The 13900-nt window shown below is 54.5% G+C and carries 8 protein-coding genes and 1 pseudogene; 5 read left to right on the forward strand and 4 right to left on the reverse strand.

All coding sequences use genetic code 11. From position 1 onward, the window contains the following. Positions 1–544: 544 nt before the first annotated feature. Both AABE10_RS34980 and AABE10_RS34985 read right to left on the reverse strand, forming a co-directional pair. Positions 545–1321, reverse strand: a complete 777-nt coding sequence (locus tag AABE10_RS34980) for a GH12 family glycosyl hydrolase domain-containing protein (protein WP_342937632.1) — start codon at positions 1319–1321, stop codon at positions 545–547. Positions 1322–2045: 724 nt separating this feature from the next. Next, entirely contained in the window at positions 2046–2900 is an 855-nt protein-coding gene (locus tag AABE10_RS34985; protein WP_342937646.1) for a sterol desaturase family protein, read from the reverse strand. 1069 nt (positions 2901–3969) lie between these two features. Here AABE10_RS34985 and AABE10_RS34990 point away from each other — a divergent pair. From AABE10_RS34990 to AABE10_RS35000, 3 genes are all read left to right on the forward strand, one after another. Then, positions 3970–5658, forward strand: a complete 1689-nt coding sequence (locus AABE10_RS34990) for an NAD(P)/FAD-dependent oxidoreductase (RefSeq protein WP_342937633.1) — start codon at positions 3970–3972, stop codon at positions 5656–5658. Between the two features lie 30 nt (positions 5659–5688). After that, positions 5689–7029: an amidase family protein gene (locus tag AABE10_RS34995; protein WP_342937634.1), complete on the forward strand. Its 1341-nt coding sequence runs from the start codon at positions 5689–5691 to the stop codon at positions 7027–7029. Between the two features lie 85 nt (positions 7030–7114). Continuing rightward, entirely contained in the window at positions 7115–8473 is a 1359-nt protein-coding gene (locus tag AABE10_RS35000) for a carboxyl transferase domain-containing protein (protein WP_342937635.1), read from the forward strand. A gap of 239 nt (positions 8474–8712) precedes the next feature. On the opposite strand, the gene AABE10_RS35005 is transcribed toward AABE10_RS35000, so the two are convergent. Continuing rightward, the gene (locus AABE10_RS35005; protein ID WP_342937647.1) at positions 8713–10005 is read right to left on the reverse strand and encodes a cytochrome P450; all 1293 of its coding nucleotides are present in this window, start codon (positions 10003–10005) and stop codon (positions 8713–8715) included. 1850 nt (positions 10006–11855) lie between these two features. Further along, the gene (locus AABE10_RS35010) at positions 11856–12488 is read right to left on the reverse strand and encodes a response regulator transcription factor (RefSeq protein WP_342937636.1); all 633 of its coding nucleotides are present in this window, start codon (positions 12486–12488) and stop codon (positions 11856–11858) included. 1029 nt (positions 12489–13517) lie between these two features. Here AABE10_RS35010 and AABE10_RS36555 point away from each other — a divergent pair. Both AABE10_RS36555 and AABE10_RS35015 read left to right on the forward strand, forming a co-directional pair. Beyond that, a pseudogene (locus AABE10_RS36555) lies at positions 13518–13709 on the forward strand (IS6 family transposase); the annotation flags it as partial. Between the two features lie 28 nt (positions 13710–13737). Continuing rightward, complete coding sequence (locus AABE10_RS35015) at positions 13738–13875, forward strand: hypothetical protein (protein WP_342937637.1); 138 nt, start codon at positions 13738–13740, stop codon at positions 13873–13875. The last annotated feature ends 25 nt before the right edge of the window (positions 13876–13900 follow it).

The following is a 13900-nucleotide window of genomic DNA, read 5'->3' on the forward strand; positions in this document are numbered from 1 at the left end:
GGGGCACTGCGGCTCGCAGGCCGAGCAGCCGGTGCACGTCGACGCAATGATCTTCAGGGCCATGCGACACTCCTTGCAATGATGATCGGTGTACGCCCGGTGAGACAGGCATGACTATCCTGCCTGCTGCCTAGGCGGCGGCAGGCGCGCTTCGACGGTGCAGCCAAGCGCGTTATCTGTACGACGCCGCTACAGGCAGTCGAGGGCAGCATGCTGTCGCTCACGCTATCCATCCATAGATGGCTCGTAGCAACCGACGGCGGTTGCGCAGTAGGCAGGAGCGAGATCCGTGCCACTCGCGCGCGGTGGCCTATGGCGCAAGTGCAGCGAACTCTTAGTTCATCTTGTCTCGCTACGCCGACATTCAAACCCGACAACTGGAGCCAGGCCTGTCGCTGTTACGACAAAACGAGATGACTGCCCGGCACAGAGAACTTGGCTTCACGTTCATCGAGCGTGACGCATCCCGCGCGCTGCGCCGCGCGATGAAACAACCCGGCACGCCCGGCGTGCAGACGGCAGTCCGCGACGCTAGGCGGTGGAATCACTCGGCGGTAACGGTGAAGTTCTTGGACGCGAAACTCAGGCCGCCCGGCGATGACGTGATCTCGAAGCCATACTGGAGTTCGCCGATCATAACGTCGTCGAAATAGTTAAGTGACTTCAGGTACTTCATGATCGCGAGTACATCGATCGTCGTGTCGTTTGTCTTGGTTGTGCGCACGAACGAATAAACCGGGTTGCTACCGTTGCTGCCCACGTAGACGTTCCAAGTCCCACCGGCTAGCGAGACGTTGCTGTGCAGCGGTATCGCGCAGCCAGCGGACGTCCAGTTATAGGAGATCGGCTTGACATTACCGCAACCCTCCGAGGTTCCGGTGTAGTTCAGCCAGACCATAATCTCGTGCGCATTGTTGCTAGCCCATATATCGAGGGTCGATTCCCATGCACCGCCGGAAGGCGTAGTAGCCGATACCGCCGCGGTCAGCGTGTTCAGCGAACTGATGGTCTTGTTGATCAAGTAACCGATGTGCGGATAGGATTTGATGCCGCCGGTGTTGGGCTGATCTGAAGTTACGCCCCAGTCGAGGTTCGTGTTGGCCCAGATGCTCTGCGCACCTGCTTCCACATTGCGGCAGGGAGACCAGACGTCGTTGTTGAGGGTGTAGCTGCCGTAGATCCACGAGGCGAATAGATTGGTCGAGAAGCAGGACGAGGTTTCGGGGGAAGATGCAGACCAAGTCGCGGCCTGCGCGCTGCTGACGCCAAGCATCAGTGTGGCGGTGGCGGCGTAGCTTGCTAGGATCGAGATTCGGGGCATGGTATTGCTGCCTCCTGTCAAGTGGATGGATCTGTCGGAATCAGTGGGGGCGAGCGGCTTAAGCAGCAATCCAATCCAAATAGAAACACTGCGTGGGAGAAAGTTTTCGTGACGCTGTTGTCCACATCTCCCCCGCGACCATGTGAGCCACTGAATGCAATCGAGCAGGACGCAAGCACAGCAGACATTCCTGAATTCAAACATCGCCGCTGACGCCGCGCGATCGAGCAGCGCATCCTGTTCGCACGAACTTGACTTCCTGCGCAGCCGTATCGATTTCTGTTGCAGGTCCATTGGAATAAGGCGGCGGCACGGCAGCATTTTGAAAAATAAATCGCCCAGAATGGCGAGCTCGGAACGAATGGTATGCCCGGCCTTGCCGACTGTGTGATACTGATCCTTCCTTTGGCTCTTGGTTCTGGTATAGATCTCACTGACGCACCAACCCCGGCCGAAAGTGCGTTGGTGATAAAACGCTTCTCCCGCAACGGCAGCAACTTACTGTAAGCGCCCAACGATGCACGGTTAACCGATCCACTGAGACGCCTCGCCCCCATCAATTCTTCGAAGTTTCGCTGGCACCCAGCGCACGCACGCCAGGATCACATCAAGCGGGGCGGGACACGCCCGCCCAGTGCATCTTCGTCGAGTTTTCAGCTATACATCCTTCTGTGTTCGACAATCTGATTCTCAGCGTAAACCTTTGCAGCGCTCAATCCCAGCCTCAACTCTGCCGTACACCGGTGCCAGCACTAGCCTTGCACCAGCGGCTACGATCAAACGGAAACATAACGTAGTCAATCACGGTGAGCGGTTCAGACTGGTCTCGAAGACCAACTTCCGGCCACTCATCCCTTTTCGGCCAGTACGCTGTACGAAAAATCGTGTCCCAGATAGTCGTGAAGAACCCGTAGTTTCGGCGTCGGTGATGCAGTTCCAACGAGTGATGAATACGGTGGAATTTATTGTCGCCGATGACGTATCGAAGCGGACCAAGATTGATGCGGGTGCTAGAGTGCGAAAGATGCGCCTGAAAGGCAATCAGTGTCATCGCAACAGCGGGCACCACGCCAGATTCAAAGTGAATCAGCGTGAGTGGTAGTGCCACAAACACTGCATAAATAAGCGGTTCGGAAACGTGATGATTGCAATTCCACGCTGTCAGCTCGCGAATCGAGTGATGAGTAGCGTGCATGCGCCACATGAATGGAATAGCATGCTGAGCTCGATGCATCCAGTAGTAAAAAAAGTCGCCGGCGATCGCCACCATGACTCCAGAAAGGACGGCCAAGCCCACGTTAATGATTGCGTTGTCTGAGTGAATCAATGTCGCGAAATTGACCGTTAGGAGCGGCTCGACGCCTAACCATTCCAAACCGACGGCGTAGCCGTGCCAGACTACGGCACCGAGCCCAATGCGAATGATCCAATTCCGCACGCCGCGAACGTAAGACGCAAAACTGTATCGATAAGCCGGAAAGATCAACTCAAGCACGACGCAGAATGAAGCGAAGATCGCAACGAGCCTAAACGATTTCACAAAAAACTCGGCCATCTGATTAACATCGAGAATATGCATCTGTTTCGCTCCGAGAAAATCGACCGAACGCGCCGCCTCGGTCGGCGCAATTCTTGCGTCGACACAGCCGACTTTCTTCACCGAGGATCACCGGCACAACGGTTATTGATCTTCAGCGCGGCCTGGTAAGTCCGGTTCGGCGTCGAGATCCGCACCCGGTAAGGCCATACAAATTTTATCTTCACGCCGCATTCATACAGTCACCGTGAATTACCGTGCCGTCAGAACGGTGCGTGACCTACTATGCGGCATTTCCAAAAATTCCGAAAATCGATTGTTTGGATAGGAACCATTTGATCTTTAAATGGTTAACGCTACTCCATGACGGAGTATGCTACTGACTTTCAATGGATTTGACCAACCGTGGATGGCGTAAACACACACGTCTAGACATCCTAATTATTGATTACAGTGTGATAGCGACGCAGCCATTCCACAGGCGACATATAGCGATGCGCCATCTACGCGCCCGACGCCTTTCCGCGTGCATCTGTCGTCTAATCCAGCGAAAAATGTCGCCGATTCAAGGGAAAGCAAGCGCGAAAGGCATACCTGCGCGCACCCGTCGCAAAACCCGCAACTTCGCGCTCGCGCCTACATGTTGGCCGATGGATGTTCTCCTCGCGGCGTCCATACGTGCGACTGCTCCGAGGAAGATTTTCATCACGTGGGCTCGTTCTGGAAGGGCTGCTTTCGTCTTCCGGATAGCTCCGCAGTCTGAATCGGCGCCAATCCTGCGCGGCACCGGGGTTTGCTCGCAACATCAGTCGGTGTGAGTGCCTAGCGATTTTGAGGCACCGATTGCCAGCTAGCGTGTCGTAATGCAAAGCGTCAAAGAAGCTCCAATAGCCTGGTACGAGTATCAATATTATTTGTTTGATATGGGTCCGGTGCTTTTGATATGGTCACATTCACCGTGACTTCAATGAATGGAATTTTTTGGCGGCATGCTGTATAGCCTTCGACTACGGAATAGATCAGTATCCGATCTTTGCGAACGAAGGCCGCTGCAGCATTCACATCAACCATCGTTCCCTAGGCGGATGCATTGTCACAACGGAGACAATCCATGAAGAACCGTGTCGAATTTTCACAAAGTTCATCGCCGACTGTTGACCTGCTGTATGACTACGCTCCCTTCCTCCAACTTTCAGAGTCTGAAGGAGGAATTGGCTACTTTCCGTCCGGTATCCCCACTCCCCGAGTTGCCATCGTTGGAGCCGGTATCAGCGGCCTTGTGGCTGCCACAGAACTATTGCGAGCAGGTGTAAGCGACATTACATTATTTGAGGCTCGCGATCGCATTGGAGGAAGAATTTGGTCCCAAACATTTGATCCAAAGCATCCACATCTTATTGCTGAAATGGGCGCAATGCGATTTCCTCCTAGTGCGACCGGCCTTTTTCACTATCTAAACAAACATAACATCTGCACGACAGCGTCTTTCCCTGACCCAGGAGTGGTCGATACCGCACTGCATTATCGCGGCGCTCGTCATGTTTGGCCTGCGGGAGACCCTCCACCGCCATTATTCAGACGCGTTCATGCAGGCTGGACAGCCTTATTACGTCACGGGTGTGTGCTAAACGGCGTCTCTCTCGTAGCGCCAACAAAAATTACGGCCATGTTGAGGTCACATCAACTCGAAGAAGCACGTACAGCATGGCAGGCCTGGCTCGACGCATTTCGGGACAGTTCGTTTTATTCCGCCATTGTGACGATTTTCACTGGGCCGAATCCACCCGGCAGCGTCCCATGGAAGAGACCTGACGACTTCGAGCTGTTCGGCTCTTTAGGGATAGGTTCCGGCGGCTTTCTGCCTGTCTATCAAGCGGGATTCACTGAGATCCTGCGTCTCGTCATTAACGGCTATCTCGATGATCAGCGCCTGATCTCGAGCGGAACTGCCACATTGGTTGAACGGCTGGCCGAACAGGAGATCGGAGGAAGCACTGTTAGCGAACGGGTTCGCTTTAGCAACGTGGGGCGTATCTACAAAGAGGATGGGAAGATAAAACTCTTAACGGATAGAGATGGGATAGTGGCCGTCGACCGCGTAATCGTTACCAGCAACAACAGAGCAATGCAAATCGCTCACTGTCTGACAGACGACGAAACGTTTCTAAGCCGCGACGTATCCCGAGCCGTGAGGGAAACACATCTCACAGGGTCGTCAAAACTGTTTATGCTGACCCGCGAGAAATTCTGGATGACAAACGGGCTGCCAGTCGCCATCCAGTCGGATGGTTTCGCCCGGGGCGTATATTGTCTCGATTACGAACCTGATAACTCAGATGGGCCGGGCGTGGTTTTACTCAGTTACACGTGGGAAGACGACGCCCACAAGCTGCTCAGCGTCGCCGACAAAAAGCAGCGGTGTGATCGCTTTGTTGAGGAACTTGCAACATTCCATCCAGAACTTGCGCGCCACTTGGTTCCGGCCGGCGATGATTATGATACTAGTGTCCTTCACCACGACTGGCTGACCGACCCGCACTCCTCCGGAGCGTTTAAGCTCAACTATCCCGGCGAGGATGTCTATTCACAACGACTCTTCTTTCAGTACAAGACCGCAAATGATCCCTCAAGGGATACCGGCCTCTATCTGGCTGGATGTGGCTGTTCTTTCACCGGAGGATGGATTGAGGGAGCTGTGCAGACGGCTGTGAACAGTGCATGCGCCGTGATACGCAGCACAGGAGGGAAGCTTCTGCCGGGTAACCCGCTTGACGAAGTACGCATCGCTTACCGTTACTGATACCGCACGTTCCCAGGCATTTGAGGCCCTATGCATTTTGAAAACACACTGCAATCACTCTGCGATCGCATACGGACTGGTGCACTGTCAGCAACTGAAATACGGGAGCGCATACTTGGCGCGGATGTACGTGCGGCAACGCTCAACTGCTTCATTCGCACATGCGACGCAGAGACGAACTTTGCTAGAGCAAACGACGCTTTAAAAGGCGCACCACTATTTGGCATTCCTTTTTCATTAAAGGATAATATTTGTGTTAAAGGTCTCCCTGTCACTGCGGGAACACCGGGAATGGAAGATTGTATTGCCAAGCACGATGCTTCTATCGTCAGGAAGCTGAAATCGCTCGGCGCTGTCGTCGCCGGCAAGAACAATATGCATGAACTTAGCTTTGGCATCACATCGGTCAACCCTCAATGGGGGACTGTGGTGAATCCAGCAGCTCCCGAGCATCTGGCCGGAGGCAGCAGTGGCGGTTGCGCTGCGGCTGTGGCAGCCGGCATCGTTCCCATCGCAATCGGGACGGACACCGGTGGCTCGGTAAGGATACCGGCCGCCTTCTGTGGCATTACCGGCTTTAGGCCCACAAGCGGTCGGTGGTCTTCAGCCGGCATCATCCCCGTTTCTCGAACCAAGGATTCCCCGGGCCTGCTGACGAAGACAGCAAAAGATGCGCAGTTTCTATATGAGTTGCTGTCCCCGGAAGATCGGCTTCCGACAAAAATGAAAAGTACCCGACGCCGAATCGGCCTTCCGGCGTCGATGTGGACGGAACTGGACGATGATGTCCGAAAGTACTGCGGGCACGCCGTCAGACGACTGACTCGTGCAGGTTTCCAGTGCATCGATCTGGATGATTCGGCTGTTGCCGGGCTAAACAAGGTCGGAACGTTTACCGTTCCGATTTATGAATTTTTCACGGACTTCCCGCGGGCATTGCTTTCGCTGGGGTGGGCAAACAGGATAAATACCGTGTTCGATAACATTCGTGACACTGATGTCCGCGATATCATTCACACCAATCTGGCCGGAAAGCTTATCTCCTCCCGAGACTATTCATCAGCTATCCAGAGTATAGCCGCCTTACGCATGGAAATGAATACGTTGTTTAACAACTGGGACATTGATTTTCTCGCTTACCCAACCGTTCCGCGTTCCGTACCGCGTCTGATCGATGCCGGGCGGCCTGGACTATTTGCGGACGTGATTCGCAACACTGATTTGGCGAGCAACGCCGCGATGCCTTCCATCACCCTTCCTGTCGCGCCCAATAAGTCACTGCCGGTCGGATTGAGTCTGGACGCTGCGCGAGGTCAAGATCGCCGCCTTCTGGCCGCGGCAACATGTATTGAAGAAATTCTGATTTCGTAAAAGTGGGCTACCGTATAGCACCGCTCAGAGCAACAGCGCCAGCAGTAGCTGGTCTCACACGCACTGCCGGGAGGGGCAAACGTAAATGCAAATTTCCCTGAAGCGGATAAATGCGCTCTTTGACCCTAGCAGTTTTGTTGATCACCACCAGGATGAGAGGGGTCATTTCATCTGCGGTGAAGGATTGGTAAATTCAGTAAGGACGTTTCTGGTCATGAATCGCGGGCAAGACTGTGAGTTCCAAGGAAGTGGCCAGTGGCGCACTGCCCGCCAAATCATAAGCACGGTAAGTCAGGCTCAGAATAACGGTGCCCCGCTGATCTACATTCAGGATCAGTCTGGAGGGACAGGCAGTTTCGACACGGCAAAGGTGCTTTCGCGAGACATGTCCAGACTGCTTTTGTCTCCCTCGGGAATGGGTCGGGTAAGCGCATCTATCGCGGAATTCTCAGAAACTAATCTGCTGATTTCCGCCATACTCGGTCCTACTTCAGGCCCACTTGCTTTACCGCTGATGCTCGCAGATTTGGTACTGATGACTAAGAATGGCGCTTTATGTATGGGTCGGCCGGATATGGTGAAGGCCATGCTGGCGCAGGAGTCCGACCTCTATTCACTAGGCGGAACAAACGTTCACAGCAAGGACTCAGGCTCGGTTCAACTGGTATTCGATGACGAAGGAAGCTTGTTCCGATGCTTAAAAAAATTGGTTAATGATATTTTTAAAGGCAACTCACGCAGTGTTTTTGAATATCAAGATCCCGATCCGATCGATTTTGAAAAATTGATTCCATCGAATCACCGAACACCATATGACATGCATGATTTGCTATATTCTTTTATCGATAAAGGCAGCCTGACCGAAATAAGCGCACTATACGCACAGGAGGTATTGACCGGCTATGCAACCATCAGAAGGAATCTGATCGCGGTTATCGCCAACAACCCTCGACACAACGGAGGCATAATTCATCGGAAATCTGCGTCTAAAATGGTCAAAATGATAAACATTGCCGCAAAAACAAAAACTCCGATTATATTTGTTGCAGATGTCCCCGGATTCATGATAGGCAAAGAAGCGGAACGTAGCGGCATATTCTCGGCGGCGGCAGAATTGTTTCGATCGCATATTCAATGTAAGGTGCCGAAGTTACTCCTCGTTGCGCGAAAAGCTTACACAGGCGGTGTTTACGCCATGTGTGGACCCGGGTTCGACCCGGTAGCAGTGCTGGCATATCCGCATGCGCACATTGGCGTTTTCAGTCCGGATACGATGAACAAGGTTTTATCTAGCCTTGATGAGGACGCCAGGACCACGGTGCAAACACTATCCAAAGAAATTGAAGATCCAAGGTTATTAAAAATTAGCGGACTGATCACTGACGTTATTAAGATAGAACAAACAAGGGACCAAATAACTAAATATTTATTTCCCAGCAGATGACCGGTCTCGTATTTTCCCGGTCGTTTGCTTTCAAAAGCGTCAAGATTTAAAATTACGCGCTCAAATTACAAGGCACTGGGCGCGATGCACTTCGAATATTTTTCATCAAAACGGCCAAGATTGGCGGACTTGCCGATACCTGATTCTCAGAATATTAGAAGCGTTTGAGCCATTCACGATCGTTACACCAATCATGTCCTCGGCTTCGTGGCAGCATTCCTTCGCTGTTTTTGGTGCAATCATTGCATCACACAGCGCACCGGAAGATGCTTTGGACCACCGACGAAGTTGGACGCGATGAATTCAATTTCCCCCGCCGGCTCGACAAGCCGCAACCTCGGGATCAGTTCCTCAAACAGGATGCGCATCTCCATGTTTGCGAGATGCTGACCAAGGCACACGTGAGCGCCAACGCCGAATGCGAGATGCCGGTTCGGTTTGCGGTCGATATTGAAATTGAACGGCTCAGGAAAGACTTCCTCGTCACAATTTGCTGAACCGTAGCAGAGCATCAGCCAATCGCCCTTTCGGATTGTTCGTCCTCGGACGTCGGTGTCGGCAGTTGCCGTACGCATGAAATGTCGCACTGGCGATGCGTAACGAAGGGTTTCGTCGATAAACTGCGGAATCAGCGAATGGTCCGCCTGAAGTCGCGGCAGCAGCTCAGGGAAGCGACTCAACGCCCACATCGCGACTGAGGTGGACGATGAAACCGTATCGTGCCCCGCCGCGGCGATGATCACGTAATAGCCAAGAAGGGTTGCTTCATCGATAGGCTGGCCGTTGACCACCGCGTTGGCTAGTACGCTCGCGATATCATTACGCGCGTTCGCCCGACGGTCTTCGGTGAGGCGCTTGAAGTAGTCCTTGAAGTCGGCCACAACGGACAGCAGGGCCTTGCCCATTGCGCTGCTTGAGCCGCCTTGGCGCTGCATCTCGCGCTTGTATTCCGCATCCTCGCTTCCGAACATCTCATGAGTCAGCGTCAAAAGCCGCAGCGAATCCTCCTGCGGAACTCCGAGAATATCCATGATCACGTTCAGCGGGTAGTGGGATGCAACGTCGTTCGCAAAATCGATCACTTGCCCACTTTGCTGCAGCAGTTTCGCGGTCATCGCACGTGCCAGCGATCGAATGCGGCCGTCAAGCTTGATGATGCTGTTCGGCATGAACCATGACTGTGTCAGCGCACGTAGATTCTTGTGCTCGTCCCCATCGACATGCACAAGCGAGCGGACAATGTTCGGACTACCAGTTTCGGAAATAACATGCTCGATCGACGCTTTCGGCCGGCAGACGACAGAATACTCGCCGTTGCAAAACGAGACGGTATCTCGTGAAATCATGGAGACGTCGGCGTGTTTCGTGACCACCCAGAACGGATCATGCCCGTCCGCCATTGCACGCCCGACAGGGTTGTTAGCGCGCGCCCAAGCATACGTTTCATGGAGACGATCAGGGTTGGTATAGTAATGCGGATCAACCAGATGGTTTGCCATGTCTCTTGGCAGGTCGAAATTTGACATGTTTATGACGGTAGGACGGTTTAAAATGCGTCGTGAAATCGACGTGGCCTATAACCACACGCAAAAAGCACTGAAGTTGTTGGGACAGAATTGCGTTCGCCCGATCGTCCCGCGAAACTTTCCGAGACCGGGACCAATACGCCGTAATGCACGCACTTCACGGCCACCACTTGCTGCGACGTTCGCGCAGTCGATGATCACGCGTGCCCCGAATGATGACCTGGATGCGCGTAGAGTATCGTGAGCTTGTCAAGTAGCTGGCTCGGCGCGCCGCGGACGGTGCAATTGCGTCGACATCTGCGCCGATTTCGCGGGCTTCGTGCTCTTTCATTCGATTATGTTATCGATAGTATTCCTCTTGACTTTTGCAGTGAATACACAAATTCTCACTTTGCGCGTTCACCGTTTTGGGTAAAGATCATAAGTGAAAATCTTACGCTTTCTTGCGATCATGAAGGCAACGACCGTAAGCTGATTAAGGTATTCGCCTCTGCTCTCAGGCCGAGGGAACCGAGCGTAGCGAATGCGGCCGACAATATGTCGGTGAGTTGCTTTGCGCGAAGGAACTGGCCATACAGCGATGCGGTCGACCTATCGATCATGACATAAGTGTACCGTTGCACCTTTCATCGGAAAAGAGCTTGCAAATAGGCGGCATGATTGAAATCAATGGCGTCGCGCGGCACCGAGCTTGACTGTGACAGTGAAATCAATTTTTGCCAGCATCGGCTCGGGGTCGATACACCAGAGCAAAGAGAAAGTCTTTACGGTTGTGGCGGAAGACACTGGAACGCATCGACCCGGGCTGTGTCGCGATAAGGCGGTCGAGACGAGCATAAGCGCGTCGTGTGTGACGTTTGCGATGTTTCGCGCATGTAAGGGCCAACAGTGAAAGCGCGCTCATAGTAACAGATAGCTTCCGGAAGACCGCCGGAGTCTGCAAATAGATGGAGACACGGGTTGCGTGGGCAACTTTTCGGCCACGTTCCAGGGCAGCAGGTCGTCGATGCGATTGCTTTGTGGTCGGCGATGTGAGCCAGAACGTTCTGAGCGTAAAACCTGTCAGCCGTTGGCGCATAACGCGTCAGGCCGCCTCCGCACAATTGACTGACCCGACACTCGCCCTACAGTTGGGGATTGGCTAGAAAAAACGTTTCAAAAAAGTTTGAACTTAATCTTCTCGCCGCACTGGCTGATCTAATGGCTCAGCGCACCGTAACGATGGCTGAACGCGCAGTAAGTCACCAGTGCTTTTTCGCTCTAGCTCGCAGGCACTTATCCGACAGATGCACAGGGACTCTCTGTCGGTGTTGCAACAAAGCGCACAAACGCCTTCCACGAGAAGAGCCACACTTATACGATTGCACCCACCGGCGTCGTTACATTGGCAAGAGCGGTTGGGCAACATGGCCAGCTGGCAAAGAACAGCTCGCTTTATCGCGGCCGCCGGTCCCGACGATCGTCATCAGTTGCGCCCATGCGCCGGGTACCACCGAGCTCACGGTCAACAATGACGATCTGCTGCGTCATGCCAGGAAGCCACCATCGAACAGAAGCTCGCCCACTGCGCCGGGGAACGTGTACTGGAGCCCTTGTTCCGGTTAGCTCTACCGTCCGTCGGGGAACGCCGGCCTGAACTCGGAGACCACTTCAGGCCAAGTAGGTTCTATCCGCCATCATTGCACCTGGACGAACGGCGTACCCGTCGCAAAGAATACTTCTGCACCCCGGCGGGCCGCCGACAGACGGTTTGCTGCGCAGTAGTGCGAACGGCAGATGCGCCACTACGAAAGCTAACACTGCGTTAGGTCCGACGCCCTTCTGACAGAAAGAGCGTGCGCGCCATTCACCTCCGCTTATTCGACGATCAACCCATGCCGGATGGCATACCGTATCACCCCCGCATTGTTGGAAAGTCCGAGCTTCTGCATTAAGCGCGTCTTGTATGTACTGATTGTTTTCGCGCTGAGCGAGCACGCGTCGGCGATTTCGTTGATGCTCCGGCCCGCCGCGAGCATCTGCAGCACCTGAAACTCGCGGTCCGACAGCACCTCATGCGGTGGCACGTCGCCGCGCCGTGTTTCGAAGACCATGGCATCGACGAGTTTCGGGTCGATGAAGCGGCCGCCTTCCGCGAGCTTGCGGATCGCCGCGAGCAGCACGTCCGGGTCGCTGTCCTTGGTCAGATAGCCTGTTGCGCCCGCGAGCAATGCGCGCGAGGCCACCTGTGGTTCATCGTGAATGCTCAGCACGAGTACGGGCAGCGACGGTTGCTCCACCCGCACTCTGCGGATCAGATCGACGCCACTGATGCCGGGCATTGTCATGTCGAGCAGCAGCAGATCCACGACGCAACTGCGCAGCCTGTCGATCACTTCTGTCCCTTGCATCGCTTCCGCCACGACGATGATATCGCTCGTGGTTGCGATGATCTGCCTGAGTCCGCCACGAACAATCGCGTGATCGTCCGCAATGAGTATCCTGATCATGTTCGAGGTCCGCCATCGAGCGGAATGTGAATGGAAACCATGGTCCGCGCGCCCGGCCTGCTGCCGATCGGAAACGATCCGCCGATTAGCAGCGCGCGACAGTCGCGAGATGCCGCGCGACAAGCCGCGAATGAAAGCAGCGCCTGGAGACCGTGAGAAACAACGCATCGACCAGAATGACGAGCGCGGTGCGGCGAAGTAGCAATGGAGATTCGACACCGTTACCTCATGCCAATCCACTGGATATCAGCCTTCACTCGGCGCATAAGATAGTCTTGTTACACCATCAGGATCCAGCGTGATCGCGCAACTAATGGCGAGCACCGTCGCGAGAAACCGGAGTTTCGGGGCGTCGCCGCATGTAGCCAAACCATTCCACCGCGTCCAACCTGAAGAGCACCATATTTCCCGCGAGTGTCGCCGTTTGGCTATCCTATTCTGCACTCGATCTCAAAGACGAATTCACCGCGCCCGCGGGGGTTCCGAAAAAGCCTGATGAAACACTGTGCCGCCCCAAAGTGCGCCTTGCCCAAATTCTTCCCTGCGGTTATTGCCTGCTTCTTCAGTTCTTACGCCTGCCCGCTAACCGTGTGCTTTTCCGGTGAAACGCCCACAGCCATCGGATTCGCTACGGACGCCGGGCATTCGATGAGAACGTCGATCTTGTCCGCCATTTCGGAAAGCGAGCAAAATCCGTATTCGCCAAGTTGGTCCGTGTCGTAGCGGCGTAATTTACGCATTGTTTCGCCCAAACATCTAAGCGCGGCAGGCGTGCTGTCTCTTCTCTCTCGCCGAGAGAGAAGCAATTGTCACCCTTCGCGTGGCGTGGGATTTTCGACGTCGGAGTTTCGCACAACCGGTTTAACGACGCTGCCAGAGCGCACTGGAATATCGCGGCAGAACATCCTGATTAACGCGTCAGGAAATGCTGATTAACGCGTCAGGAAATCCTGAGCGCCATTTGCTCGTAGAGCCTGCTGGCGATGCGGAAGACGAAATGCGCTTTATCGCGACCATCGCTTCCCGGCGATCGCCATCAGTTGCGCTGTGCGCCCGTACTACCGCCTTCAGTTGAGCATGCGCGCATCGAAAAGTTATTGCGCGAACGGAACGTTGTCGTCCGCTACGCAATCATTCGACGTTGGTGCAACACGTTCGGCGCAGGCTTCGCACGGTGCGGTCAGATCAGCTCGCCGCGGATCCCGCACCACACGACATCTGATGACGTGTGTGGACGTTTTCGCGGCGCATGCGTTCGCATCGCGGCGCCGAGCGCCTCGAAGGCAAGCGCGTTCGGCTGAAGTCGTGGTCGGTTGTCGCGCCGTCGCGGGAGGCGGGTCTCGAGATCGGCGGGCAGAAGTGCGCGCTGCACGGCTGGATGCGCTGAAACGCACACGCATCGCCGCTTTCCG

It is taken from the genome of Paraburkholderia diazotrophica, from assembly GCF_038900755.1.
Taxonomy (GTDB): Bacteria; Pseudomonadota; Gammaproteobacteria; order Burkholderiales; family Burkholderiaceae; genus Paraburkholderia; species Paraburkholderia diazotrophica_A.